General features: G+C 63.9%; 21 protein-coding genes and 1 riboswitch. Of the genes, 7 read left to right on the plus strand and 14 right to left on the minus strand.

Going from position 1 to position 25,598, the window contains the following annotated elements; all coding sequences use genetic code 11:
• Nucleotides 1–211 precede the first annotated feature (211 nt).
• The 3 genes from MOP87_RS14635 to MOP87_RS14645 are packed head-to-tail and all read right to left on the minus strand — an operon-like array spanning nt 212 to nt 3,153.
• The gene (locus tag MOP87_RS14635) at nt 212–532 is read right to left on the minus strand and encodes a hypothetical protein (RefSeq protein ID WP_145280173.1); all 321 of its coding nucleotides are present in this window, start codon (nt 530–532) and stop codon (nt 212–214) included.
• Nucleotides 529–1,893: an acyclic terpene utilization AtuA family protein gene (locus MOP87_RS14640; protein WP_242809728.1), complete on the minus strand. Its 1,365-nt coding sequence runs from the start codon at nt 1,891–1,893 to the stop codon at nt 529–531. Before MOP87_RS14640 ends, MOP87_RS14635 begins: the two co-directional genes overlap by 4 nt.
• A complete protein-coding gene (locus MOP87_RS14645) occupies nt 1,894–3,153 on the minus strand; it encodes a citrate:proton symporter (protein WP_242809730.1) in 1,260 nt (419 codons plus the stop codon).
• Nucleotides 3,154–3,282: 129 nt separating this feature from the next.
• On the opposite strand from MOP87_RS14645, the gene MOP87_RS14650 reads away from it, so the two are divergent.
• On the plus strand, nt 3,283–4,155 hold the full coding sequence (locus MOP87_RS14650; RefSeq protein WP_027915866.1) for a LysR family transcriptional regulator: 873 nt from the start codon (nt 3,283–3,285) through the stop codon (nt 4,153–4,155).
• A gap of 87 nt (nt 4,156–4,242) precedes the next feature.
• Here MOP87_RS14650 and MOP87_RS14655 read toward each other — a convergent pair whose 3' ends face one another.
• From MOP87_RS14655 to MOP87_RS14675, 5 genes are all read right to left on the minus strand, one after another.
• Complete coding sequence (locus MOP87_RS14655) at nt 4,243–6,075, minus strand: ABC transporter ATP-binding protein (protein WP_027915865.1); 1,833 nt, start codon at nt 6,073–6,075, stop codon at nt 4,243–4,245.
• Entirely contained in the window at nt 6,068–6,700 is a 633-nt protein-coding gene (locus tag MOP87_RS14660) for a DsbA family protein (protein ID WP_027915864.1), read from the minus strand. The genes MOP87_RS14655 and MOP87_RS14660 overlap by 8 nt, the downstream gene beginning before the upstream one ends.
• Nucleotides 6,701–6,703: 3 nt before the next feature.
• On the minus strand, nt 6,704–7,636 hold the full coding sequence (locus tag MOP87_RS14665) for a rhodanese-related sulfurtransferase (protein ID WP_027915863.1): 933 nt from the start codon (nt 7,634–7,636) through the stop codon (nt 6,704–6,706).
• 217 nt (nt 7,637–7,853) lie between these two features.
• A complete protein-coding gene (locus tag MOP87_RS14670; RefSeq protein ID WP_027915862.1) occupies nt 7,854–8,150 on the minus strand; it encodes a BolA family protein in 297 nt (98 codons plus the stop codon).
• A gap of 8 nt (nt 8,151–8,158) precedes the next feature.
• Entirely contained in the window at nt 8,159–8,683 is a 525-nt protein-coding gene (locus MOP87_RS14675) for a DUF2059 domain-containing protein (protein ID WP_027915861.1), read from the minus strand.
• A 152-nt stretch (nt 8,684–8,835) separates the two neighbouring features.
• On the opposite strand from MOP87_RS14675, the gene MOP87_RS14680 reads away from it, so the two are divergent.
• Nucleotides 8,836–10,230 (plus strand): class II fumarate hydratase, encoded by a 1,395-nt coding sequence (locus MOP87_RS14680; RefSeq protein ID WP_027915860.1) that lies wholly within the window; start codon nt 8,836–8,838, stop codon nt 10,228–10,230.
• A 211-nt stretch (nt 10,231–10,441) separates the two neighbouring features.
• On the opposite strand, the gene MOP87_RS14685 is transcribed toward MOP87_RS14680, so the two are convergent.
• Together MOP87_RS14685 and pap are read right to left on the minus strand one after the other, a co-directional pair.
• Nucleotides 10,442–11,404, minus strand: a complete 963-nt coding sequence (locus MOP87_RS14685) for a DMT family transporter (protein ID WP_104926448.1) — start codon at nt 11,402–11,404, stop codon at nt 10,442–10,444.
• 182 nt (nt 11,405–11,586) lie between these two features.
• Nucleotides 11,587–13,080 (minus strand): polyphosphate:AMP phosphotransferase, encoded by a 1,494-nt coding sequence (pap, locus tag MOP87_RS14690; protein WP_110607596.1) that lies wholly within the window; start codon nt 13,078–13,080, stop codon nt 11,587–11,589.
• A gap of 130 nt (nt 13,081–13,210) precedes the next feature.
• On the opposite strand from pap, the gene mnmC reads away from it, so the two are divergent.
• From mnmC to MOP87_RS14705, 3 genes are all read left to right on the plus strand, one after another.
• Complete coding sequence (gene mnmC / locus MOP87_RS14695; RefSeq protein WP_242809732.1) at nt 13,211–15,181, plus strand: bifunctional tRNA (5-methylaminomethyl-2-thiouridine)(34)-methyltransferase MnmD/FAD-dependent 5-carboxymethylaminomethyl-2-thiouridine(34) oxidoreductase MnmC; 1,971 nt, start codon at nt 13,211–13,213, stop codon at nt 15,179–15,181.
• 108 nt (nt 15,182–15,289) lie between these two features.
• A complete protein-coding gene (locus MOP87_RS14700; RefSeq protein WP_023533821.1) occupies nt 15,290–15,697 on the plus strand; it encodes a DUF2946 family protein in 408 nt (135 codons plus the stop codon).
• A 76-nt stretch (nt 15,698–15,773) separates the two neighbouring features.
• Nucleotides 15,774–17,825: a TonB-dependent receptor gene (locus MOP87_RS14705; protein WP_242809734.1), complete on the plus strand. Its 2,052-nt coding sequence runs from the start codon at nt 15,774–15,776 to the stop codon at nt 17,823–17,825.
• 41 nt (nt 17,826–17,866) lie between these two features.
• Here MOP87_RS14705 and MOP87_RS14710 read toward each other — a convergent pair whose 3' ends face one another.
• The 4 genes from MOP87_RS14710 to MOP87_RS14725 are packed head-to-tail and all read right to left on the minus strand — an operon-like array spanning nt 17,867 to nt 22,745.
• Nucleotides 17,867–18,886: an iron ABC transporter permease gene (locus MOP87_RS14710; RefSeq protein ID WP_242809736.1), complete on the minus strand. Its 1,020-nt coding sequence runs from the start codon at nt 18,884–18,886 to the stop codon at nt 17,867–17,869.
• Nucleotides 18,883–19,851, minus strand: a complete 969-nt coding sequence (locus tag MOP87_RS14715; protein WP_242809738.1) for an ABC transporter substrate-binding protein — start codon at nt 19,849–19,851, stop codon at nt 18,883–18,885. The genes MOP87_RS14710 and MOP87_RS14715 overlap by 4 nt, the downstream gene beginning before the upstream one ends.
• On the minus strand, nt 19,848–20,633 hold the full coding sequence (locus tag MOP87_RS14720) for an ABC transporter ATP-binding protein (protein WP_027915852.1): 786 nt from the start codon (nt 20,631–20,633) through the stop codon (nt 19,848–19,850). The genes MOP87_RS14715 and MOP87_RS14720 overlap by 4 nt, the downstream gene beginning before the upstream one ends.
• A 45-nt stretch (nt 20,634–20,678) precedes the next feature.
• Nucleotides 20,679–22,745, minus strand: coding sequence for a TonB-dependent receptor (locus MOP87_RS14725; protein ID WP_242810550.1), 2,067 nt, complete (start codon nt 22,743–22,745; stop codon nt 20,679–20,681).
• Between the two features lie 180 nt (nt 22,746–22,925).
• Nucleotides 22,926–23,134, minus strand: a riboswitch (cobalamin riboswitch).
• 270 nt (nt 23,135–23,404) lie between these two features.
• On the opposite strand from MOP87_RS14725, the gene MOP87_RS14730 reads away from it, so the two are divergent.
• The gene (locus tag MOP87_RS14730) at nt 23,405–23,761 is read left to right on the plus strand and encodes an integrase (RefSeq protein ID WP_230395987.1); all 357 of its coding nucleotides are present in this window, start codon (nt 23,405–23,407) and stop codon (nt 23,759–23,761) included.
• Between the two features lie 47 nt (nt 23,762–23,808).
• Nucleotides 23,809–25,596, plus strand: coding sequence for an N-acetylglutaminylglutamine amidotransferase (locus MOP87_RS14735; protein WP_027915850.1), 1,788 nt, complete (start codon nt 23,809–23,811; stop codon nt 25,594–25,596).
• Nucleotides 25,597–25,598: the final 2 nt, after the last annotated feature.

Consider the following 25,598-nt stretch of genomic DNA (forward strand, 5'->3'; position numbering starts at 1 on the left):
CGATTTCAGTCAATGATAGCCGCCGCGCCTGCTGCCTGCAGGGCGCAGCGTCTGGCTCGCCGGTTTGAGCGTGGCGCGGCGCTGGACCCATTGTCGCAGACACCGCACGGACCCCGTCAATCACGTCATGCCAGCCTGGTTTTTGGCCCACTCAAGTGCGCACCGCAGGGGCCGGGCTTGACCCGTGCGCACGGCGCGGGCCGACCGCTTGTCAGAGTTCGAGATCCAGCAGCGCCGCCCCCAGCGTCTTGCCATGGGCATCCAAGGCCAGCGATCGGGTCACACCGCCACGCAGGATGCCGGGCAGCACGAAGTTCAACGCCCCGAGCTGCGCCAGCTCGTACCGGAGAACGGGGGGGCCTGCCGGGTCCAGCAACTCGGCAAAGTGGGCCGTGACGCGCTCTACCGTCAGCCACTGGGCCAGGCGCGGGTAGTCAGCCGAATCAAAGGCGATTACCGAGATGTTCGACGTGTCGCCCTTGTCGCCAGTACGGCTGTGGGCTATATCGCGCAATTTCGTGTGGGTACTCATGCCACCTCCTCCAGATGCACCTGCAAGGCGACCGCGTCCCTGGGCAGCAACAGCGAAGCCACCGCCACCACCTGACGCACCGACTTGCTCGCTCCACCGCCGCCATAGGGGCCGTTGGTGTAGAGGGTTTCCACCTCGTTGCCGATGCGCACCGCATCATTTTTGGTGGCGCAGCGCGCCGCCACACGCAGCCGCACCTCCCAGGGCTCGCCCTGGGCGCGCTGGGCCAGGTCGTCACCGTGCAAGGCGCTGACGCCTATCAGCTCGCTGCGTATATCGTCGCAGGCCACACCGGTCAGTTGCAGGCGCTTGCGTACGATCGCTTCGGCCAGGCGCCCGCGGGCCACCGCACCAGGGCCGCCATAGGACATCTGCCCTTCGCCGATCCAACCGTCGAGAAAACCCACCGACACCTTCAACGCCTCCGGGCGCGCGCGCCCACTGGCGCCTCGCACCTGGACCTCATCTTGATCCAGGGCCTGAAACGTCACCTGACTGAAATCAGCCGTCACATCGGGCGTAAGGTAAGCGGCCGGATCATGCACTTCGTACAACAGTTGCTCGGTGCAGGTAGCGGTATCGATGCGCCCGCCGGTACCGGCCACCTTGCTGATCACCGCATGGCCCATGGCATCGATTTCGGCCAGCGGGAAGCCGAGGCGGTCGAGTTCGGGCACTTCCTTCACCCCGGGGTCGGCGAAGTAGCCGCCGCTGATTTGCCCTGCGCATTCGAGCAGGTGCCCGACCAGGGTGCCGCGCCCCAGTAGCGTCCAGTCGTCGACGCGCCAGCCGAACTCGAACAGCTGCGGTGCGAGAAACAGCGACGGATCGGCCACACGGCCGGTGACCACGATATCTGCATCGGCCTGCAAGGCCTGCACGATACCCTCTGCGCCCACATAAGCGTTGGCTGAAATCAATCGATCGCCCAGTTCAGAGAGGGTGGCACCGTTGTCGAGGGTCTGCTCGGGCCATTGCTGCAAGGTGGCGAGCACATCGTCGCCGGTCAGCGCCGCCACTTTGATACCAGGCAAGCCCAGCTCAGCCGCGATGCGGCGGATTTCAGAGGCCGCGCCCAGTGGGTTGGCCGCACCCATGTTGGTGATGATGCGCAGGCGCCGCCGCGTGCCGTCGGCCCCTGGACCTACGTAAGGCAGCACGCGGCGCATGCGCTCGCCCAGCAAGGGGTCGAAACCACCGTGCGGGTCCAGCAACCGCGCTTGCTGCGCCAGGGCGATGGTGCGCTCGGCCAGGCATTCGAACACCAAGTAGTCCAGTTCACCCTGTTGCGCCAACTCGATGGCCGGCTCGATGCGGTCGCCCGAATAACCGGCGCCAGCGCCGATGCGTATGGTCTTCATCTAGAAAACTCCAATGACCAGGGCGGTCAAGGTCATCAGAACCGAGGCCGCGAACAGGAAAGGGATGGTGAAACGCTGGTGATCGGCCAGTTCGATCTTGCACAGGCCAACCAGCAGGAAGGTCGCGGGGGTCAGTGGACTGACCGGAAAACCCGTGGTGTGCACGCCCAGAAGCGAAGCCTGGGCTACTTGCATCGGGTCCACGCCCAGGGCTCTGCCAACCTCGGCGACCACCGGCATGATGCCGAAGTAGAACGAATCCGGGTCGAACAGCAGGCTCAGGGGCATGGAAAGAAAACCGACTACCGCAGGAATCAGTTGGCCATGCCCTGCAGGAATCTGCCCCACCGCCACCTCGGCCATCGCTTTGAGCATGCCGGTGCCTTGCATGATGCCGGTGAAGACGCCCGCAGCCAGAAGAATGCTGGCCATGGTCAGCGCGGTCTTGGCATGGGCGTCGATGCGCGCCCGCTGCGCGTCCACGTTGGGGTAGTTCAGGCACAAGGCGAGCACGGTACCGACCATGAACATCACCACCGGGTCCACCACCCCTGCGATCATTACGCCCATCACCACCAGGGTCAGCAGCAGATTCGGCCAGAACAGGCGCGGCTTGCGCAGCTCGCGTTCGGCGTCGGTGAGCACACGCTGGTGAGGGGTGACGTCGAGCGCGTCCCGGCCCAGACCCAGGCGCCGTTCTTCGCGTCGCCCAAGCCAGTAGGCACAGGCGAAGACGAAGATCAGCCCGACGATCTGCACCGGAATCAGCGGCTGAAACAGGTCAGCCACCGGCACGTGCAGCGCTGCCGATGACCGCAGCACCGGGCCGGTCCAGGGCAGGAAGTTGACCCCGGCCGCCATGGCCGTGACGCAGGCCAGGATGCGCTTGTCCATGCCCAGGCGGGTGTACAGCGGCAGCATCGCGGGGATGGTCACCAGGAAGGTCACTGCGCCCGAACCGTCCAGGTGCACCAGCAGGGCCAGCAGGGCCGTGCCCATGACGATGCGGTCGATGATCGGGTCGAGCATGCCGGCGTCGGTCATGATGCCGAAGAACAGGATGGCAAAAACGAACATGCCCACGACCGGGGCGACGTTCTTGATGCCGGTGATGATGAAGCCGCTGGTTTGCAGGCCGAAGCCACCGAGCAACGCCGCGATGATGGGCAGGGCGATCAGGGCGACCAGGGGGGAGATGCGTTTGCTCATGATGCTCACGAGCATGCACAGGACAGTAGCGACACCGAGGGTGGCGAGCATGGGGTTTCCTCTTCGGGCTCAGGTCCGCGGTTGCGAGAGAAGGCCCTGTTGTTGTTTTGCAAGAGTAATAACAACGGCGATAGGCTCTGTGAATTGAAATATTCGGCAGGCCACGTTCGGAAAAACAAAATGAAGAATGCGATCCAGCTCATCCGTGCGTTCCTGGCGGTGGCGCGAACCGGTAACTTTTCCAAGGCCGCCCTGACCCTGAACCTGTCGCCCTCGGCGCTCACCGTGCAGATTCGCCAACTCGAAGACTGGCTTGGGGTGACCTTGCTCGAACGCAGCCCGCGTCACGTAGGCCTCACTGCTGCCGGTCAGCATGCGTTGCTACCGATGGAAAAGTTGCTGCTCGATCTGGACAACATCGTCGAGGCGGCCCGTGACCATGCCACCTCCCGCCGTGGTGTACTGACCATCGCGGCCCTGCCCTCGCTGTGCTCGGGGTTGCTGCCAGGCGTGGTGCAGCGCTTTCGCGAACGCTTCCCCGGCATCGAGGTCAGGCTGCGTGACGTGGTAGCCCAGCGCATCGATACGCTAGTGCTGGAGCAGGAAGTGGATTTCGGCCTGGGTGTGCAGGCCCGGCCCACCCAAGGGCTGGCGTTCAAGGCCGTGCTCGAAGATCGCCTGTGCCTGTACGTACCGCACGACCACCCCTTGGCCAGGCATACGGCGGTGACGCTGGCCGAAGCGGCGGCATACCCCATGCTGCTGACCGGACGGGACAGCAGCGTGCGCAACCTGGTCGAGCGGCTGTTCGCCGACGCGCGCCTGCCCCTGGCGGCAGGGCTTGAAGCTAACTACATGTCGACGGTGCTGGCACTGGTGCGTCAGGGCCAGGGCGTGGCGTTGTTGCCCGAGTCGGCCGACGAGGGCCGTCACGAAGTGAGCAAGGTGGCGGTGGATCATCCGGGAGTGGTACGCGAGATCGGCGTGATCACGCGGGCTGAACAGGTGATGGCGCCGGCCGGTGTCGAATTCCTGCGATTGCTCAGGCCCTAGCCTGGGTGTGAAACGCTCGAATACTCGGTGAGACTGTGTTGCAAGCAGCCCCGTCTGACCGTCGCCCCAAGGCACTTCACACAGCGCTCAGAGCTGCTGCAGGTGCCCGTACAGTTTGGCGTACAACCCGCCCTCGGCAATCAACTGCTGATGGTCGCCGTCCTCGGCCACATGACCGCCGTCGAACACCAGCACCCGGTCCGCCTGTTTCACCGCCGACAAGCGGTGGGCAATGATCAGCGTGGTGCGGCCCTTGAGAAAACGCGCCAGCGCCTGATGCAGGTTGTATTCGGTGGCAGCGTCCAGCGCCGAGGTGGCTTCGTCCAGAATGACCACCTTGGGTTCGGCCAGTACCATGCGTGCAATGGCCAACCGTTGACGCTGACCGCCGGACAAGCGAACACCCGAACGCCCGACCACGCTGTCCAGGCCGTGAGGCAGCGCGGCGATGGTGCCGTCGAGCTGAGCGATCCGCAGTGCCTGCCAGCAGGCATCATCGGTGCAGTCCCGGCCCATGGTCAGGTTGGCCCGCACACTGTCGTTGAACAGCGACGGGTGCTGCAAGACCACGGCCACCTGCTCACGCAGGGTTTCCAGGCCGATTTCCTGCAGGGTGGCACCGCCGAAGCGAATGGTGCCTGCATCCGCGCTGTACAGCCCGAGCAGCAGCTGCACGAGCGTGCTCTTGCCACCCCCGCTGGCGCCGACAATGGCCACCTTCTCACCGGGTGCGATGGCCAGGTTCAGGTTATCCAGCACCGGCTCGTCGGCGTAGGCAAAGGACAGGTCCCGTACCTCGATGCCCACCGTGGCGTGCCCGGCGAAAGGGTCACTGGCTGCCGGGTACTGGGGCTCGTCGGCGCGTGCCAGCAGCTCATTGAGGCGGTTGAGCGCACCACCAGCGGCATAGTAGGCATATTGCAGGTTCAGCAACTGCTCGACCGGGCCGATCATGAACCAGAGGTAGCTGAAGACGGCAAGCATCTGGCCGATCGACAAGTCCGAGAACAACACCGTCAACATGGCCGCTGCGCGGAAAATGTCGATGCCGAACTGGAACAACAGCCCGCTGGCGCGGCCGCTGGCGTCGCTCTTCCACTGCGACTCCACGGCGTAGTCGCGCACCTCGCGCGCCTTGACGCCCAATCGACCGAGGAAATAGCCCTGGCGGTTACTGGCGCGGACCTCCTGGATGGCATCGAGCGTTTCGGCTAACGCTTGGGTGAAGCGGGCCGTGCTGTCGTTCTCGAGCTTTTTCAGGTGCTTGACCCGCTTGCCCAACTGCACCGTGAAGTAGATGACCAGCGGGTTGAACAGCAGGATCAGCAGCGCCAGTTGCCAGTGCATCCACAGCAGGATGGCGGCCGTGCCGGTGAGGGTGAGCATGGCGACCAGAAAGCGGCTGAGGGTCTCGCCCACGAACTTGTCGAGGGTGTCCAGGTCCGTGACCAGGTGCGTGGTGACCGTGCCGCTGCCCAGGTTCTCGTACTCTTTCAGGGAAATACGCTTGAGCCGTTCGATCAGGCGAATGCGTAGCCGGTAGACGATGTCCTTGGCCAATCCGGCGAACAGCCTGGCCTGGATGACGTTGAACGCCAGTGCCGCCAGGCGCAGGCACAAGGTCAGGCACAACATCAGGCCGATATAGCCTGCTGCGACCTGCCAGCCAGACGGCAGCAGCTGGTTCATCCACTTGAGCGCGGCATCGCCGTGCCCGAGCAGCACTTCATCCACCAGTAGCGGCAGCAATAATGGGATCGGGACACTGCAGCAGGCTGCCAGCACGGCAATCAGGTTCGCCGTCCACAGCTGCTTTTTGTGGTGCAGGGCAAGCCGGCGGATTTCCGACCAGCTCAGCCGGTCGGCCGAGCCCGCCGGCTTGGACGGCGCCGGGTCGGGCGACCCGGGCACATCAAGCATTGGCAGCCTGCTGCAGCCAGCGGCCAAGCAACGGTTGCAGACGCTCAAGCGGCTGATAACCGTTGGTCAGCAAGGCCAGTTGACCGTTGCGCTCAGCGAGCAAGGTCGGGAAGCCCGCGATGCCCAAGCCTTGCGCCCAGGCGAAATCCGCGGCGGTGGCAGCGCGGGTTTCGGCGCGGGTGAACGCCTCGGCGAACGGCCCGCGCTCAAAACCCGCCTGCTCGGCCAGCTCCACCAGGTGCGGGGCGGTGGTCACGTCATGAGCCCCTTCATAGAACGCAGACTGTATGGCTGCCAGCAGAGGCCAGAGGCGCTCGCCATCCAACTCGCGGGCAGCAACCAGTGCTCGGCAGGCCGGTTCGGTGTCGTAGACAAAGCCGTCGGGCATGGCGCCCTCGAAATTGAAAGGCTGCCCCGTTGTCTGGGCCACGGCCTGCCAATGCTCGAGAATGTACTTGCGGGTGGCGCCGTCCAGCGCGGCACTGCCGCTGCGCAGCCCGCCGACCACCAGATGGGTAGGCACGCCCGCCTGACTGGCCTGATCGATCAGCGCACTGGCCACCGGTGCGAAGCCCCAGCACCAGGAACACATCGGGTCCATCACGTAGATCAGGCGCGCAGACATCAATCAGGCCTCGGCTTTGTAGTTGTGGCCAATCGGGTGTGGCAGGTTGCGGGCCTTGGCCAGCTCGATCTGCTTCTGCCGGTCGATGGCGCTGCGGCGGGTCTTTTCGCTCAGCGAATCCCAGCAGTGCGGGCAGCTTACACCTGGCGAGTAGTGCTCCGAGGCACGCTCCTGGGCATTGATCGGGTGACGGCAGGCGTGGCACTGGTCATATTCGCCCTCGCTCAGGTCATGGCGAACCGTGACGCGGTTATCGAACACGAAGCAGTCGCCCTCCCACAGGCTTTGTTCCTGTGGCACTTCCTCGAAGTACTTCAGGATGCCACCTTTCAGATGATAGACCTCCTCGAAGCCTTCACCGAGCATATAGCTGGACGCTTTTTCGCAACGGATGCCGCCAGTGCAGAACATGGCGACCTTCTTGTGGCGGGCCGGGTCGAAGTTGGCCTTGATGTAGTCGGGAAATTCGCGGAACGTTTCGGTCTTGGGGTCGATGGCACCCTTGAACGTGCCGATGGCCACTTCGTAGTCGTTGCGCGTGTCGACCAGCAGCACCTCGGGGTCGCTGATCAGCGCGTTCCAATCCTTGGGCTCGACGTAGGTGCCCACCGCCTGATTGGGGTCGACCCCAGGCACGCCCAGGGTGACGATCTCTTTCTTGAGCTTGACCTTGGTACGGTAGAAGGGCTGCTCGTCGCAGTACGACTCCTTGTGGTCGATGTCCACCAGGCGCGGGTCGCTGCGCAGCCAGGCCAGCAGGCCGTCGATGCCTTCGCGGGTGGCCGACACGGTGCCGTTGATGCCCTCATGGGCCAACAGCAAGGTGCCTTTGACATGGTTGTCGAGCATGGCCTTGAGCAGCGGCTCGCGTAGCTCGACGTAGTCTTGCAAGGTGACGAACTTGTACAGCGCCGCGACGACGATGGGGTGTGACATGAATCAGGTTCTCCAGGTGGCTGCCCTCGTAAGGGGCGGACCGGGTTACACAATGAACAAAGGGCCGCCGCACGCCCATCGCAGGCACACCTGCCGCTTCAGGTGCCCGGTGCGTCAACGCAGTGGGGTTACCTGAAGCAGCTGGCGTACCAGCGATGGGCTGTGCAGCAGCCCCTTTTTGGGATGAAGCGGATTCTACCAGAACAACAGCAAGCTTTCAGTGCCCGCCGCCGGCGCAGACAGGCGATGCCGGCGCACTGCCGACCTGTGCCCATTCATCGCCGGTATAGGTGTGAATCGCCAGCGCATGAATCTGGCCCATCAGCTCGCCCATGGTCGCATACACCTTCTGGTGCCGCTTGACGCTGTTCAAGCCTTCGAACACCTCGCTCACGATCACGGCCTTGTAGTGGGTCTGCTGACCACGGCTGTGCATGTGGCTTTCATCGAGCACCTGCAGGTGCTGAGGCGCCAGGCTCGCCAGTTGCTGTTCGATACGCTGTTGCATGTTCATGGCCGTGCTCACTTCTTGGCTGGCGCGGCTGCCTTGCCGTAGTTGGGGTCCAGCTCCTTGGTCATGTCTTCAAGCAGCTTGTTGACCACCGGCACCGCCGGTTCGAGGGTCTGCTGGGTCAGCTGAGCCGATTGCTGGGTGACCTTGGGCATCTCGCGCAGCACCTTGCGGCCAAGGGGCGACTCGTAGAACTTGACCAGGTCCTTGAGCTCTTGCTCGGTAAAGGTCTGGGTGTAGAGGTCGACCATCTTGGGCTTGAGCTTCTTCCAGCCGATGGCGTTGTCCAGCGCGGCGTTGGCCTTGGCCTGGTAGCTTTCCAGCACAGGCTGCTTGGAGGCAGGTGCCTTGGTCTGGGCAAAGCGCTGGGCGAACATCTGCTGCACTTGCATGTACACCGGCGTGCCCAGTTTGTCGGCATTGGCCAAGGTCAGGAATTTCTCGGCAGCGGCGTTGTGGCTGGGGGTGGCGGCCAGGACCTGGCCACTGGCGCAAGCCAGGGCGACAGCAGCACAGAGGACACGAAGACGGGTCATTGCATTTCCTTCAGGAGGGGGAGGCGGTACCTCAGAGCGAGCATTCTGCGCCCGCCAGGGCGAGCTGCTCAAGTGGCACGACAGGCGATTGAACCGCCAGGTCGCATGAGGGCCTAAACTGCTGATTCTGACTGACAGGGAGTGAATGCAGCATGAGCCGTATCGAAACAGACAGCCTTGGGCCGGTTGAAGTTCCTGAGCACGCCTACTGGGGCGCGCAGACTCAGCGCTCGTTGATCAACTTCGCCATCGGCCAGCAACGCATGCCGCTCGCCGTCCTGCATGCCCTGGCGCTGATCAAGAAGGCCGCTGCCCGCGTCAACGACCGCAACGGTGCACTGCCCGCCGACATTGCCCGGCTGATTGAGCAGGCCGCCGATGAGGTCCTGGACGGCAAGCACGACGATCAGTTCCCGCTGGTGGTCTGGCAGACCGGCAGTGGCACGCAGAGCAACATGAATGTCAACGAGGTGATCGCAGGTCGCGCCAACGAACTGGCCGGCCAGGTGCGCGGCGGCAAGTCGCCGGTGCACCCCAACGATCACGTCAACCGCTCCCAGAGCTCCAACGACTGCTTCCCCACCGCCATGCACATCGCAGCCGCCCAGGCCGTGCACGCGCAACTGCTGCCGGCCATCGCCGAGCTGTCCTCGGGCCTGGCCGAGCTGTCGGCACGGCACCATCGCCTGGTCAAAACCGGACGCACCCACATGATGGATGCCACGCCGATTACCTTCGGCCAGGAAGTCTCGGCGTTCGTGGCGCAACTCGATTATGCCCAGCGCGCCATCCGCGCCAGCCTGCCGGCGGTCTATGAGCTGGCCCAGGGCGGCACGGCGGTGGGCACGGGCCTCAATGCGCCCCAGGGGTTCGCCGAAGCCATTGCTGCCGAGCTGGCCGCTCTGTCCGGGCTGCCCTTCGTGACCGCACCCAACAAGTTTGCAGCGCTGGCCGGGCACGAGCCGCTGACCAGCCTGGCTGGGGGGCTGAAAACCTTGGCGGTGGCCTTGATGAAGATCGCCAACGACCTGCGCCTGCTCGGATCAGGGCCCCGTGCGGGGTTGGCCGAGGTGCGCTTGCCCGCCAACGAGCCCGGCAGTTCGATCATGCCGGGCAAGGTCAACCCGACACAGTGCGAGGCGCTGTCGATGCTGGCCTGCCAGGTGCTTGGCAACGATACCACCATCGGTTTTGCCGCCAGCCAGGGGCATCTGCAGTTGAACGTGTTCAAGCCGGTGATCATCCACAACCTGCTGCAGTCCATCGAGCTGTTGGCAGACGGTTGCCGCAACTTTCAGCAGCATTGCGTAGCGGGCATCGAGCCAGATACCGAGCAGATGGCCGCACACCTGGAGCGAGGGCTGATGCTGGTAACGGCACTCAACCCGCATATCGGTTACGACAAGGCTGCCGAGATTGCCAAGAAAGCCTATGGCGAGGGCAAGACCCTGCGTGAGGCAGCGCTTGAGCTGGACTACCTCACCAACGAGCAGTTCGATGAGTGGGTAAGGCCGGAGAACATGCTGGCGCCGGGTGGCAAGGGTTGAAGTCTGTGGGGGCGGCTTGCGTTGCCCCCTTTTATTCGGCAACGCCAAGAGGGCTCGCGCATTGGGTGTGGGAGCAACTGCCTTGCACCGCATCCGGGCCAGCGAGTCCCCGTGTGAGCGGCAGGGATAGGCAGCCGAGCGGCCGCAACCATTCCTGCTGCTCCTGCTGCCCAACCGGCGTCTGATCAGAGGCGCCACACTCCCCCAACACCTAGGACACCTGCGCAAGCCGCGCGCGACGTGCCCGCCATCCCGCCACCAGTGAAGGCCCGAGCGCAACCAGCGCCGAGCCTGCCACCACGACCACAGCCCCTACATACCCGAGCAGGTTGATCTGCTCCGCCTGCACATACTCAGGCCACACCAGCGCAGCCAGTGCCACCGCCACGAACGTCACCAAGGGGGTCAATGCCAACGTCGCACTGACCCGGGAAGCCTCCCAATGCGCCAGGGCTTCGGCAAAGGCGCCATAGGCCACCAGCGTGTTCAGGCAGCACGCCAGCAGCAGCCAGCCCTGTACGGGGCTCAGTTGCAAGACTTCCAGCGGCTGCACCCAAGGCGTCAGCAGCGCCGCGCAGCACAGGTAGATCACCATCATCACCTGCTGCGAGTTCCACACCGTCAGCAACTGCTTCTGGCTCAAGGCGTAGAACACCCAGATACTGGTGGCCAGCACAATGGTGAGCACACCCGTGGTATAGGCGCCAAGCGAAGTCAACAGTTCTTCCAGGCGCTGGTTGAAGAACAGCCCGAAACCTGCCAGCAGGATCAACAGCCCCACCCCCTGCCCTACGCTGAATCGCTCGCGAAACACGAATACGCTGGCCACCAGCAACAGCACCGGCCCCAGCTGCACCACCAGCTGCGCCGTACCAGGGCTGAGCAGCTTCAAGCCGATCAGGTACAGCACGTAATTGCCCATCAGCCCCAGCACCGCCACCCCCACCAGACCCCTGCCCTTGCGCGTGAGCCTGCCCAAAGACGGCAGGCGACGGTTGGCCGTCAGCCAGGCGCACAGCAGCCCACCGGACACCAGCAGGCGATACCAGGTCACCGTCAACGGGTCCATCACCTGCAACACCTGCTTGAGCTTGATCGGCAGGATGCCCCATAGCAATGCAGTCAACAGGGCAAGCAGCAGGCCGTGAACCCAACGGCCGGAGGTGGTATGCATGGTGTCCTCGATCAGATCCGTGGTGGGGGTGGCTGAATTCTACGGGGTTGCGCAGGTAACCAGCGCAGGCATGCCGGGAAAAGAATTCATCACGTCATTCTATGGGGGCATGATGCGGGCAACACACCGGAGCGCAGCCGCGTTGCACATGCCCACCTGCCTGTCAGGGGTACGCGCCCCGTCTATTTCTTGTGCTTGGCGAACGCCGCTTCCAGCGCCTCGTTGATAGTGCGCAGGACCTTGACCCGCGCCCAGCGCTTGTCGTTGGCTTCGACCAACGTCCAGGGCGCGATCTCGCTGCTGGTGCGGTCGACCATATCGCCTACGGCCTGGCTGTAGTCGTCCCACTTGTCGCGGTTGCGCCAGTCGTCCTCGGTGATCTTGTAGCGCTTGAATGGGGTTTGCTCACGCTCCTCGAAGCGTTCGAGCTGGGTCTGCTGGTCGATGGCCAGCCAGAACTTGACCACTACCACGCCCGCGTTCACCAGTTGCTCTTCGAAGTCGTTGATTTCGCCATAGGCGCGCATCCAGTCGGCAGGGCTGCAGAACCCCTCGACCCGCTCCACCAGCACCCGGCCATACCAGGAGCGGTCGAAGATGGTGAACTTGCCACGCGCGGGAATGTGCCGCCAAAAACGCCACAGGTAAGGCTGCGCGCGTTCTTCTTCGGTCGGCGCGGCAATGGGCACGATCCGGTACTGACGGGGGTCCAGGGCAGCGGCCACGCGCCGGATCGCACCGCCTTTGCCCGCCGCATCATTGCCTTCGAAGGCCGCTACCAGGGCATGACGGCGCATGTGCTTGTGACGCAGCAAACCGGCCAGGCGCGCCTGCTCGGTGACCAGTTGCTCTTGATAGTCGGCCTTGTCCAGACGCACTGTCAGGTCCAAGGCACCGAGCAGGCTGCGCTGATCAATGCTGCGCCCGAGCGGCGCGACATTGCCCACGTGCTTGCCCTTGGGATTGTTGGCCAGGGCCGCCTGCAAGCTGTCGAGCAGGATACGCCCGACGGCCAGGCTGCGGTAATTGGGATCAACCCCCTCGACGATATGCCAGGGCGCGTAATCGCGGCTGGTGCGGCGCAGCACACGTTCCCCGAAGCGCACGAAGCGGTCGTAGGTGTGCGACTGCTGCCAATCCAGCGGGCTGATCTTCCAGCTGTGCAAGGGGTCGTCCTTGAGGGATTTGAGCCGCGCCTTCATCTGCTTCTTGGAAAGATGAAACCAGAACTTGATGATCAACGCGCCTTCATCGCACAGCATCTGCTCCAGGCGTTCGGCGCCGTTGATGGCCTGGTCCAGCACCGCATCCTTCAACACTCCATGCACGCGCCCTTGCAGCATCTGGCTGTACCAGTTGCCAAAAAACACCCCCATGCGCCCCTTGGGCGGCAAGGCGCGCCAGTAACGCCAGGCCGGTGGCCGCGCCAGTTCCTCGTCGGTCTGCTGATCGAAGGTGAGCACATCGATCATGCGCGGGTCCATCCACTCGTTGAGCAGCTTGACCGTCTCGCCCTTGCCGGCCCCCTCCACGCCATTGATCAGCACGATGACCGGAAAACGCGCTTGCTGCTTGAGCTCATACTGGGCCTCGAGCAGTGCTTGACGCAGGGCTGGAACCTCGGTGTCGTAGGTTTGCTTGTCGATGCTGTGACCAATCTCGGCAGATTCGAACATGCACGGGCTCCTTCAATGGATAAACAAGACTAGCGCAAAAGCACAGCTGGGGCGGGGGTTTGGGCTGCAAGAAAGCCCCAGCCATGCGACTATCGCCACTTCTTCAGTCGCTTGTCGCTGCGCACCCGCCATGACCGTATCTCCCCCTCTCCAGCACGCCCAGATCGACTGGGACGAACAGGGCCGCCCTCATTCGCGGCATTACGATGACGTGTACTTCGCCGTCAACGAAGGCATCGATGAAACCCGCCATGTGTTTCTCGGACAGACCCGCCTGGCGGAACGTTTCACTGCAATGGCGCCCCATGCCTGCGTGGTCATCGGCGAGACGGGCTTTGGCACCGGCATGAATTTCTACTGCGCCTGGCAACTGTTCGCGCAACATGCCCACGCAGACGCCCGGCTTCATTTCGTCAGCGTCGAGAAATTCCCCCTGGACCGCGATGACCTGGCCCGTGCCATCAGCCTGTGGCCAGAGCTTGCCGCTTACAGCCAGCCTTTGCTGGCGCAATACGTGGCAGTGCACCCGGGGTATCAGCAATTCACCTTCGAAGGTGGGCGCGTCACCCTCACCCTGCTGATTGGTGATGTGCTCGAGCAATTGCCAGAGCTCGACGCCCAGGTCGATGTCTGGTTCCTCGATGGCTTTGCCCCTGCCAAGAACCCCGACATGTGGACCCCGGCACTGTTCGCGCAACTGGCGCGGCTGTCCCACCCCGGTACCGTGCTGGGTACGTTCACCACCACCGGCTGGGTACGCCGCAGCCTCGTGGAGGCGGGTTTTGCCATGAAGAAGGTGCCTGGCATCGGCAAGAAGTGGGAAGTAATGAGCGGGGCGTATGTGGGCCCACCCCCTGCCCCGACAGCACCTTGGTACGCCCGACCGCCTTCAGGTGATGGGCCGCGTCAGGCCGTGGTGGTGGGTGCAGGGCTGGCCGGCAGCTGCACGGCGGCAAGCCTGGCCCGTCGAGGCTGGCAGGTCACGGTACTGGAGCGGCATGCGGCAGCGGCGCAGGAAGCGTCCGGCAACCCGCAGGGGGTGCTGTACCTCAAGCTATCGGCGCACGGCACGGCCTTGTCCCGAATGATTCTCGCCGGTTTCGGCTACACCCGCCGTCAGCTCGAGCACCTTCAGCGCGGCGAGGACTGGGACGCCTGTGGCGTCCTGCAACTGGCCTTCGACGACAAGGAGGCGGCGCGCCAGGACAAGCTGGTGCAGGCCTTCGAGCCCGGGCTAGTACACGCATTGACCAAGGACCAGGCCCAGGCCGTTGCCGGCATCACCCTACCGGCAGGTGGGCTGTTCTATCCCGAAGGCGGCTGGGTGCATCCACCGGCACTGTGCCGCCAACAGCTTGAGCATCCGAACATCCGCCTGATCCCGCACCAAGAGGTTCTGTCGCTGCACAAGGTCGCTGGGCGGTGGCAGGCCTGGGCCGGTGATCAGTTGCTGGCCGACGCGCCAGTGATGGTCCTGGCCAGTGCTGCCGAGGTCAAACGGCTCGAGCCTTGTGCCGGCTTGCCGCTCAAGCGCATCCGTGGACAGATCACCCGGCTACCCGCAACACCCCAGAGCCAAGGGCTGGGCACCGTTGTCTGCGCGCAAGGCTATGTAGCGCCTGCGCGATGCGGCGAACACACCCTGGGCGCCAGCTTCGATTTCCACAGCACTGACCTGACCCCCACGGCGGCCGAGCATGAGGGCAACCTGGCGCTGCTGGACGAGATTTCTCCTGACCTGTCCCGCCGCCTTGGCGCAACGGGGTTCAATGTGCAGGCGCTTGAAGGCCGCGCCGCTTTCCGGTGCACCAGCCCGGACTACCTGCCTATTGTTGGGCCGTTGGCCGACGACCCTGCCTTCGCCCAGGCCTATGCAGCCCTTGCCCGGGACGCACGACAAGTGCCGCAGGTGGCATGCCCTTGGCTCGAGGGCCTGTACGTCAACAGCGGCCACGGCTCACGGGGTTTGATCACCGCGCCGCTCAGCGGTGAGCTGGTGGCGGCCTGGGTCAGCGGCGAGCCGCTGCCGGTACCGCGAACGGTCGCCGAAGCCTGCCACCCCAACCGCTTTGCACTGCGCCGGCTGGTTCGGGGCAGATAGCAGGTGCCTCGTCCAGGCAGGCGCCCTGCGACAATAGGGCGCAGCTGCGACCTTTCATCCCCGAGCGCGAATAAGGCTTAATACGGGCCTTGTTCGCCTGGGGGTCGGATGACCGTACGTGCACGCTCACTTGTGTGTTTGCTTGCAGCCATTGCCGTGCTGTTCAACCTGCTGGCGATGCCGCTCGACCGCGCCTTGCAATCCCCCAGCATCGACAGCCAATCGCTGATCCTGGGCAGCTTCTGCAGCCTGCACGGTGCGCAAAGCCTGCCCAAGTCACTGCTGGCCCAGCTCAAGGCCGAACTGCCGCAGCTTGACGATCAGCCGGAAATGAAACACCAGGTCGGTGACTGCTGCTGTGGCCATGCCGGGCATGCCTTGATGGCCAGCAATTACTATCGCCACCTGTTCCCCCGCTACTGGCCCGACGCACTGCTGATCGGCGACAGCCACAAGCTGCCGTTGCCGCGTGAGCAGTGGCCCAAACTCAACCCCCGCGCCTCCCCCCTGGCCTGACCCGTCGCCGCTTACCCAATGCTGCCCCGCACCATGCGGCGCGCAGCGCTGCTCGACTGTCTCCAGGAAACACTTCATGTCTGCGTTTCGTCATACCGCACGCGCCGTCCTGCCCGTGCTCGCTGTTTACAGCCTTAGCCCCTTGTCATCGGCCGTTGCCGAAACACGCTCTGCCGAGAACTCGATAATGACCCTCGGTGTGGTCAGCGTGACCAGTACCGAAAGCGGCCCGCTGGCCACCCGCAGCGTGCTCAGTTCGGTGGATATTCTAGGCGGTGACATCCTCGAAAAAATGCCAGTGGCCTACAGCTGGGAGCTGTTGCGCCGGGCACCGGGGGTGATGCTCACCGAGTTCAACCAAGGCACTACCTCGGGCAAGCTGTCGTTTCGCGGCTTCAATGGCGAAGGCGAAGTGAATGCGGTCAAGTTGCTGATCGATGGGATCCCCAGCAACACCAATGACGGCAACATGCCCTTCATCGACGCGGTGTTCCCCATGGACATCGACAGCATCGACGTGGTGCGCGGCACCAGCGACCCGCGCTATGGCCTGAACAACATCGCCGGAAACGTCAACATCAACACCCGCACTGGCGGCAACTACAACAAGGCGCGCCTGCGCTACGGCAGTTTCAACACCCGCGAGGTGCAACTGGCCAAAGGCATCGAGACCAGCAACTGGACGCAGAACTACTTCTTCGCCCGCCAGCAGGTCGACGGTTACCGCGATCATGCCGACACCGAACGCTACAGTTTTGGCGGCAAGTGGTTCTATACCCCTGACGATGGCAGCTATCGCCTTGGCCTGATCGCCCGCCACTACGAGTCAGAAGCTCAGGAGGCCGGCTACCTGACCGAGGATGACGCCCGCCATCATCCGCGCATGAGTAATGACTACAACGCCACGGACAAAGGCACGCGACGGATGAACCAGGTCAGTGTGCACCTGGACGCCGACCTGGCCGAGACCCTGTCCTGGTCGGCCAAGACCTACCTCAATACCTATGACGACCGTCGCTGGACCCAGTACTGGCGCACGAGTTCACAGCAGGAGCGCGACACCTACGAGGACCAGTACGGCGCCATCACCTCGCTGACCTGGCGACCCCAGGTGGACTGGCTGCACGCCTTTGCGCTGGAAGGTGGCAGCGATGTGCAGAAGCAACAGAACCGCAGCGAGCGCTACCGCACCGTGGAGCGTGTACGCCAGGCGCAGACACGCGACCAGGACTTCGACTTCAACACGGTCGGTGCCTACGTGCAGGCGCAGATCGAGCCGTTCGAATCGTTGAAGATCGTGCCGGCCTACCGGGTGGACAAGATCAGTGGTGACTTCACCAACAAGATGACCGGGCAGGGCTACGACATCAACGACTACGGGCTGATCAAACAGCCCAAGCTCAGCATTGTCTATTCGCCATGGAAGTTCGCCAGCGTTTATGCCAACTGGGGCCGCACCTTCCAGGTCGGGACCGGCGCCGCAGCGTACAAGGTGCCGCCGCGCAACGAGGACCTGGCCCCTTCGATCAACGAAGGCTGGGAAACCGGCATCAAGTTCACCCCGGCCAGCTGGGTCGATGGCCGCGTGGCCTACTGGCGTCAGGATGCCTCTGGCGAAGTGAGCCGGCGCCTGAACGACCCCAGCGGGGAGTCAGACAATGTCGGTGAGACACGCCGTTGGGGCTACGACCTGCAGGTCAACCTGCACCCGGACGAGCGCACCGAGGTATGGATGTCGTACTCGTGGCAGTACTCCAAGATCCTTGAGCCCAGCAGCGCGTTACCAGGCAGCAAAGGCCAGGAAATCGATCACGTGCCCCACCATCTGTGGAACACCGGCATCAGCTACCAGGCCACGCCCGCACTGCAGCTGACTGCCTGGGCGAACGGGCAGACCCACTACTACCTGGAGCGGGAGAACACCCAAGGTACGTATGGCGGCTACGTACTGATGAACCTCGGTGCAACCTACAAGCTCAGCGAAACCATGAGCGTGGACTTGCAGTTGAAGAACCTGACCAACCGCTACTTCGAGTACGTCTGGTACGACCCGGATGGGGCAGATGCGTCACTGCACTCCCCGGGCGACGGCCGTGCGCTGTATGCAGGGCTCACCCTGGACTTCTGATGCAGGCCACGGCAAGCCCTCCAGCGTGGCTTGCCGTGGCGTCACCGCTTGAGCAACAGCATGAAGAACACCCCGCCCAGTGCTGCGGTCGCAATGCCGATCGGCAGGTCCTGCGGTGCGATCAGGGTACGGGCAGCCACATCCACCCACACCAGAAACACCCCACCCAGTAGCGCACTGACCGGCATTAGCCGCCGATTGTCCGCCCCCACCAGCAGGCGCGCTACGTGGGGCACCATCAGGCCAACGAAACCAATGGCGCCCGACAGCGAGACCAGCACCCCGGTCAACAAGGACGTGCAGATGAACACCTGAAGGCGCAGGCGCCGGCCGCAGACGCCCAGGCTGATCGCGGTCTGCTCCCCACTCATCAGTGCATTCAGGCCGCGCCCCATCACCTGTAGGGCACACAGCCCAAGCAGCACGCACAGTGCCGGCAGCCAGATGACCTCCCATCGGGCAGCCCCCAGCCCACCCAGCATCCAGAACACCACCGACGCCGCAGCGTGCTGGTCACCGGTATAGAGCAGCACGTTGACCACGGCCATGAGTACGAAGGACACCGCGACCCCCGCCAGCAGCAGGCGATCGCTTTCCAGGCGCCCACTGCGACGCGCCACGCCGATCACCAGCAGCATGCTCCCTATTGCCCCCGCGAACGCAGCCAGCGGCAGGCTGAGTACACCGACGAAGTCCCCGACATAGAGCATTACCAGCACCGCGCCCAACGCCGCGCCGGCGCTGACGCCCAGCAAATGCGGATCTGCCAGGGGGTTTCGGGTGACGGACTGCAGGGCTGTGCCCACCAAGGCAAGCCCTGCCCCGACCAGTGCGCCCAACAGCACACGCGGGGCACGGATGAGCCAGACGATGTGCACCTGGCTCTTGCTGAGCGCAGGCCCCCAGTCGATGCCCAATTGCTGCGCGACGATCCCGATGACGTGGGTCAAGGGCACCGATGCCGGGCCAAATGCCAGCGACACGACCGATGACGACACCAGCAGGATGACCAGCATCACGATCAGCCAACCATAACGCACCGGGCTGCGCGCCAAGGTCACGGTGCCCCCGCTGCGAACAGCTCGGGGTGCAGGGCGCGGGCAATGTTCTCCACCGCCTCGACGTTCTCCACCGAGGGGGTGACCTGCAGGTAGGTCAGGGGTAAGAAGCGCTGCTCGCGAATGGCCCGTACCTCTTTCAACGCAGGCTGCTGCATCAGAAAATCACGTTTCTGCTGCCAGGTCCTTGGGCCATAGTCGACGATCAGGATCACATCAGGGTCGCGCTCTACCACGCTTTCCCAATTGACCTGGGTCCAACTGGCGGCCACCTCGTCCATCACGTTCACGCCACCGGCTGCGTCGATCAGTGCCTGCGGCATGCCCAGACGCCCCGATGTCATCGGACGATCTTCGCCGCTGTCGTACAAAAAGACCCGTGGTCGGTGTTGCGCCTGCCCTACCCGCGCTTGCACCGTGGCGATTCGCTGGCGCATCTGGTGGATCAGCGCTTGGGCCTGACGCGGGTGATCGAATACGCGCCCCAGGTTGTCCAAGTCGCGGTAAACGTCATCGAAACTCGCACGTTGGCCAGACATGACCCAAGAGCAGGACTCGCTCAACTCGTAGACCGGGACGCCAAAGGGTGCCAGCGTCGCGGGGGTGACCGGCCCTCCTACGTGCATGCCATAGTTCCAGCCGGCGAAAAACAGGTCGGTATCGACTGCCAGCAGCGTTTCAATGGAAGGATACCGACTGGCCAGCTGCGGTATGCCCTCTAGCGCAGCGTCAATCCATGGGTCACGGTGTTTACTTCGGGTGAACCCTGTGTAGCCGATGATGCTGTCTCGCAGCCCCAGGTGCAGCAGCATGGCGGTCATGTTCACATCGTGCACCACCACCCGCTGGGGAGCCTTGCTGAACGTCACCAGGCGCTCACAACTGCGCACGTTCAGCGGGTACTCGCTGGCCACGGCAGGCAGCGCAAACAAGAGCGTTATCAGGGCGATCAGAAAGCGAGCGTTCATGGTCGGGTTATCCAGGTAATGCGGGGGTAAGGGTGCAGCGGATGAAGATCGACCAGCGCCTGGACACCAAACACCTCCTGGATCAGTTCGCCGGTCAGCACCTGCTGGGGCGTGCCACTGACACGGATTCGGCCAGCGTCGATGACGTACAGGCGGTCGCAGAATGCCGCCGCCAGGTTGAGGTCGTGGAAGCTGGCCAGGGTGCTCAGCCCCAGGCTGCGCAAATGCCGCAAAAGCCCAAGCTGGTAACGCGGGTCGAGGTGGTTGGTTGGCTCGTCGAGAATCAGCAGTTCAGGGGCCTGGACCAGTGCCCGGGCCAGTAGCACGCGCTGCTTCTCGCCCCCGGATAGCGAAGCGAACGTGCGCCCGTCATAACCTGCCAGCCCAACCAGCACGAGCGTGTGAGCAACCCTTTGCCGGTCCTCGGGCGAGTCGCCGTCAAACAGGGCCTTGTGCGGCGTTCGCCCCATGGCCACCACTTCGGCAACACTCAATCCAAACTCGCCAGGAAACTCCTGAAGCACCACCGCGATACGCTGCGCACACCAGCGCGGGCTGCGTTGCCAGATATCGGCACCGCTCAAGCTGACGCTGCCTGCGGTGGGTGGCGTGGCGCGGTAGGCGCAACGTAGCAGGCTGGTCTTGCCACTGCCGTTAGGGCCGATAAGCCCTACGCACTCACCGTCGTCCACATGCAGGTCCACGCCTTGCAGGATCTGGCGCACCCTGCGCCCCGCCTCGGGCACTGCCCAGTGCAGGCCCTCGATACTCAGTCGAGTCATCGGATTCACTCCAGCAAGCACCGGCCCGAAGGCCGGTGCAACAGGTCAGAAGCGGTAATCCGCCGTGACGAAAAATGACCTTGGCTCGCCCAGGTACCACTGGCGCCCATTGTTGCCGGTGGTGGTCGCGTACTGGCGATCGAACAGGTTGTTGAGCTGCAAGCCCAAGGTCAGGTCCGGCTGCACGTGCCAGTCAACGTTGGCGTCGACCACGGTGTAGCTCGGCACCTGCACGGTGTTGGCATTGTCCCCATAGCGGCTGTCGACATACCGCGCACCCGCCCCGGCACTGAGCAACCGACCAAAGTCCTTGCTCAACCACAGGTTGGCCGATCGCCGGGGCACATTGACCGGCCGATTGCCGCTGTAGTTGCTGGTGCCACTGGCAAACTCGTCGTACTCCGCGCGCACCCAGGCGGCGTTGGCCGAAAGCTGCACATCGTAGGGCAGGCGCAACGCCAAGGTGGCCTCGATGCCGTCCGAGGATTGCTGGCCGACCTGTTGCTGAAGGACAGGGTTGAGCGGGTCGGTGCTCAAGAGCTTTTTCTTGACGATGTGGTAGGCCGCAAGCGTCCACTCGCCACGGCCATCGGGGAGCATCTGTTTGACACCGACTTCGGTCTGTTTGGCGGTACTCAGGTCCCAGCTTTGTTGCGCTGTACTGAGCGTCAGCAGGTTGCTCACGCCCTCGGTGCTGGTGGCGTACTGACCATAGACCGAGAGGTCCTCGGTCAGCGCGAACACCAGGCCCGCCCGCCAGTTGTCGCCACTCAGGCTGCGGTCCGAGCGGGTATCGGTGTCCAGATCGTCACGGTTCAGATGCACCTGATCACGCCGCACACCGGTGATCAGCGACAGGCGCTCGGTGAGTTGCGTGCGGTTTTCGGCGAACAGCGAGAATTGCCGTGCCTGGTTGGCTTCGCGCGAGCGATAGGGGTCGGTGCTGATGTAGTCTCCGCCGCCCGAGCCCGACAGTGGCACGGTGTCGGTAAAGGTATTGCCAAAATCATGTTTGCGCACGAAGCGGATCGCATTGTAGTCGGCGCCAACAACGGTCTGGCTGTCCAGGCCGAACAGCGCGTGCTGCAGGGTGAACGACTGGCGATCCCCGATCTGCTCCTGGGTCTGCTTGATACTGATGAAACTGCTGCGCTGCACTTGGTCGCCAGGCAGCCAGGTGTAGCTTTCGGCATTTCGCCACCGGCGCTGGGCCTTGAGGAAATACAGCTGATTGCTGGCGGTGAGGTTGTCGGTGATCACCCAGTCCGTGACCAGGCGAGTGGACTGATCGTTGTAATGCACCTCGGCATTGGCCACGTTGTAGTTGTGGTCACGCAGCGACTCACGGTAATGCCCATTGACCAGCGGCGTACCGAAATACTGCTGCGGGTCCTGGTCACCGTAGTCATGGCTGAGGGTGATGCTGAAATCGTCGTTCGGCTGCCAGCGCAATGAACCGCTGACAGCAACGCTGGCTGACTCACCACGGTCGACCCAGCCATTGCTGTCCAGTTTGTTGAGGTTCAAGCGATAGCTCAGGGTATCGGTCAGCGAACCGCCGCTGTCCAACGCCAACTGCCGGCGATCATGGGAACCGTAGCCCAGGCGGACAAGGTTGCGAACCTCGCCGTCGAAGGGCTTCTTGGGCACCACGTTGATCACCGCACCGGTGGCGCCCTCCCCGTACAACACCGAAGCCGGGCCGCGCAGTACGTCGATGCGGTCCACGGCCCAGGTGTCCACGGGAAACGTGACGGTGCCAGCACCCACGTACAGGCGGGTGCCGTCATACAGCTGCATGGTCGAACTGTGCCCGGTGAAGCCACGGGCCGAAAGCGCAGTGCCACCGTTGCCAGGCGTGCCGATGAAGGTGATGCCGGGGGTGCGGGTCACTGCTTCCTGCACCGTGGCGTTGTTGCGTCCACTGATGTGCTCGGCGCTGATGCTGGTGACGCTGGCTGGCGTTTCCAAGGGCGTGAGGTGCAGGCGCGAACCGCTGGTGCCAGGGGTGTGCAAGTCCATGGGAGGGTTCTGCTCGGCAGTGCCGGTGATGGCCGTGGCGGGCAATGCCAGTGCAAGGCCGTCTTCGGCTGCCTGAATCGGTACGGCCATGCACACACAGGGCACCAGGCTCGCACCCAGCAACGCCCCTTGAGGGGTATGAAAAACACTAAAGCGGGACATATCTTTCCTTTTGCAGCAGGAATGAAAGAATCCCGGAGGGAACAACGCATGGGGAACGCGCAGGCGCACGCGCCCACGGAAACCGGCCTGCGCCCGCCCACCGCGGGTTTGCCAAACAAGGCTTCAGGCCGGTCTCCGGGCTCGCGAGGGTCATGATGCCGTCACCTTCCCATGCCTGTGGCACAGTGGTCTGTCGAAAGCATCGCTCGCATACCGTTGCGGGGGCAGCGCCGGACTGATCACCCTGGGGCGACGAACCGGCTTCCCGTTTCACCCCATGCACGGCGGCAGGGGGCACCTGAAACAGGCGCGCAGATGACCACCAAAATCGTCCTGGGTCAACATCCCGTGTGGAGGATTAGCCGCCGCCAAGCGTCGACGAACGGCATTGCGAAGACTAACGCCTCCCGCCTGGCGGGCTTCATCCGAGCGTGCGAAGGCGCGCTCAGGTAGGCGTAGCACTGGGTTTGAACGCGATGGATCGATGCTGGACGTCGACCCACAGAGGCGGACTTCAGCCACGAGGAATCACCGAAATTCGCACCAAAACCAGGCGCCCACGTAAAGTTTTATTGAACGATCGGGCCTTGCACGCCCTCGAAAAACCCAGACCGCTCACCGAGGCGCGTTCAGATGACGTGTTCGCGCCCAGTGGGACAGACGACCGTTCGGCGCTGTTCATACGCCCCGAAGCGAGTCAACAACGTTACTGGCTGGCAGCTTTGCGTACGCTTGGTATCAGGCACCGCAGGCTGTACGACACGCGCCACACGTACGCGACCATGTGCCTGGTGGCCGGCATGAACCCGGCATTCATCGCCGCGCAACTCGGGCACAGCGTGCAGGTGCTGCTCTGCATGCGCCAGGTGGATCACCCCCCTCACGATTGGGCGGGGCTTGATCAGCCCTGGCGTTTGGAGGCGGTACAAATGGGGTACGAGTGAAAAGCCAGTGACGCCATGAGTGCCGAAACTCAAAGGGTTTACGTTACATGTGCGGACTAGCTGGAGAATTGCGTTTCACCCCCCTCGGTCAAGCCCCTCGCCCAGCCGACCTGGCTGCCGTTGAGCGAATCACTCATCACCTGGCGCCACGTGGCCCGGATGCGTGGGGCTTTCACAGCCAGGGGCCGATCGCCCTCGGCCACCGTCGCCTGAAAATCATGGACCTGTCCGACGGCTCCGCCCAGCCCATGCAGGACAGCACGTTAGGCCTGTCACTGGCCTTCAACGGCGCCATCTACAACTTCCCTGAACTGCGCCAGGAACTGCTGGACCTGGGCTATACCTTCTGGTCCGACGGTGACACGGAAGTGCTGCTCAAGGGGTACCACGCCTGGGGCGAGGCGTTGCTGCCCAAGCTCAACGGCATGTTCGCCCTGGCTATCTGGGAGCGCGACAGTCAGCGCCTGTTCCTGGCCCGCGACCGCCTGGGCGTAAAGCCCCTGTACCTCTCGCGCAACGGCGAGCGCCTGCGCTTTGCCTCCACCTTGCCGGCGCTGCTCAAAGGGGGCGACATCGACCCGATGCTCGACCCGGTGGCGCTGAACCATTACCTGAATTTCCATGCCGTGGTCCCGGCACCGCGCACGCTGTTGGCCAACGTGCAGAAGCTCGAACCCGGGACCTGGATGCGCATCGACCGCCACGGCGAAGTCGAGCGCAGCACCTGGTGGCAACTCCAGTACGGCCCCAACCCGGATGAGCGTGACCTGACCCTCGAGGATTGGACCACACGCGTACTGGACGCAACCCGCGATGCGGTTGCCATCCGCCAGCGCGCCGCCGTCGACGTGGGCGTGCTGCTCTCCGGCGGTGTCGATTCCAGCCTGCTGGTCGGCCTGCTGCGCGAAGTGGGTGTGGATGACCTGTCGACCTTCTCCATCGGTTTCGAGGATGCAGGCGGCGAGCGCGGAGACGAATTCCAGTACTCGGACCTGATCGCCAAGCACTACGGTACCCGCCACCACCAACTGCGCATTGCCGAGCACGAGATCATCGACCAGCTGCCCGCGGCGTTCCGCGCCATGAGCGAGCCGATGGTCAGCCACGACTGCATCGCCTTCTACCTGCTGTCGCGGGAAGTGGCCAAGCACTGCAAGGGCGTGCAGAGCGGCCAGGGAGCCGACGAGCTGTTTGCCGGCTACCACTGGTACCCGCAGGTCGATGGCGCCAACGATGCATTCGCGGCGTACCGCGAAGCGTTCTTCGACCGCAGCCATGCCGAATACCGTGACACCGTGCAGCCGGCCTGGCAGCTGGAGAACGATGCCGCCGGCGACTTCGTCCGTGAACACTTCGCCCGCCCTGGCGCCGACGCCGCCGTGGACAAGGCCCTGCGCCTGGACAGCACGGTGATGCTGGTGGACGACCCGGTCAAGCGCGTGGACAACATGACCATGGCCTGGGGGCTGGAAGCCCGTACGCCGTTCCTGGACTACCGCCTGGCAGAACTGTCGGCCCGCATTCCGGCACGCTTCAAGCTGCCCGACGGCGGCAAGCAGGTGCTCAAGGAGGCGGCGCGCCGAGTGATTCCGCACGAGGTCATCGACCGCAAGAAGGGTTACTTCCCGGTGCCTGGCCTCAAGCACCTCGAAGGCGCCACCCTGGGTTGGGTCCGCGACCTGCTGACCGACCCCAGCCAGGACCGCGGCCTGTTCAATCCGGCCATGATCGACCGTCTGCTAAGCAACCCGCACGGCCAGCTCACCCCCCTGCGCGGTTCCAAACTGTGGCAGTTGGCGGCGCTGAACCTGTGGCTGACCGAACAAGGACTCTGAAC

It is taken from the genome of Pseudomonas sp. I3-I5, assembly GCF_022699445.1.
GTDB lineage: Bacteria > Pseudomonadota > Gammaproteobacteria > Pseudomonadales > Pseudomonadaceae > Aquipseudomonas > Aquipseudomonas fulva.

Bases quoted from the DNA above. Each gene is read 5' to 3' on its own strand.
- MOP87_RS14645 (WP_242809730.1), bottom strand. From the start codon at position 3,153: ATGCTCGCCACCCTCGGTGTCGCTACTGTCCTGTGCATGCTCGTGAGC.
- MOP87_RS14640 (WP_242809728.1), bottom strand. From the start codon at position 1,893: ATGAAGACCATACGCATCGGCGCTGGCGCCGGTTATTCGGGCGACCGC.
- MOP87_RS14705 (WP_242809734.1), top strand. From the start codon at position 15,774: ATGTCTGCGTTTCGTCATACCGCACGCGCCGTCCTGCCCGTGCTCGCT.
- MOP87_RS14650 (WP_027915866.1), top strand. From the start codon at position 3,283: ATGAAGAATGCGATCCAGCTCATCCGTGCGTTCCTGGCGGTGGCGCGA.
- MOP87_RS14720 (WP_027915852.1), bottom strand. From the start codon at position 20,633: ATGACTCGACTGAGTATCGAGGGCCTGCACTGGGCAGTGCCCGAGGCG.
- MOP87_RS14715 (WP_242809738.1), bottom strand. From the start codon at position 19,851: ATGAACGCTCGCTTTCTGATCGCCCTGATAACGCTCTTGTTTGCGCTG.
- MOP87_RS14735 (WP_027915850.1), top strand. From the start codon at position 23,809: ATGTGCGGACTAGCTGGAGAATTGCGTTTCACCCCCCTCGGTCAAGCC.
- MOP87_RS14660 (WP_027915864.1), bottom strand. From the start codon at position 6,700: ATGTCTGCGCGCCTGATCTACGTGATGGACCCGATGTGTTCCTGGTGC.
- MOP87_RS14675 (WP_027915861.1), bottom strand. From the start codon at position 8,683: ATGACCCGTCTTCGTGTCCTCTGTGCTGCTGTCGCCCTGGCTTGCGCC.
- pap (WP_110607596.1), bottom strand. From the start codon at position 13,080: ATGTTCGAATCTGCCGAGATTGGTCACAGCATCGACAAGCAAACCTAC.
- MOP87_RS14635 (WP_145280173.1), bottom strand. From the start codon at position 532: ATGAGTACCCACACGAAATTGCGCGATATAGCCCACAGCCGTACTGGC.
- MOP87_RS14680 (WP_027915860.1), top strand. From the start codon at position 8,836: ATGAGCCGTATCGAAACAGACAGCCTTGGGCCGGTTGAAGTTCCTGAG.
- MOP87_RS14725 (WP_242810550.1), bottom strand. From the start codon at position 22,745: ATGGCCGTACCGATTCAGGCAGCCGAAGACGGCCTTGCACTGGCATTG.
- MOP87_RS14665 (WP_027915863.1), bottom strand. From the start codon at position 7,636: ATGTCACACCCCATCGTCGTCGCGGCGCTGTACAAGTTCGTCACCTTG.
- mnmC (WP_242809732.1), top strand. From the start codon at position 13,211: ATGACCGTATCTCCCCCTCTCCAGCACGCCCAGATCGACTGGGACGAA.
- MOP87_RS14670 (WP_027915862.1), bottom strand. From the start codon at position 8,150: ATGAACATGCAACAGCGTATCGAACAGCAACTGGCGAGCCTGGCGCCT.
- MOP87_RS14700 (WP_023533821.1), top strand. From the start codon at position 15,290: ATGACCGTACGTGCACGCTCACTTGTGTGTTTGCTTGCAGCCATTGCC.
- MOP87_RS14685 (WP_104926448.1), bottom strand. From the start codon at position 11,404: ATGCATACCACCTCCGGCCGTTGGGTTCACGGCCTGCTGCTTGCCCTG.
- MOP87_RS14655 (WP_027915865.1), bottom strand. From the start codon at position 6,075: ATGCTTGATGTGCCCGGGTCGCCCGACCCGGCGCCGTCCAAGCCGGCG.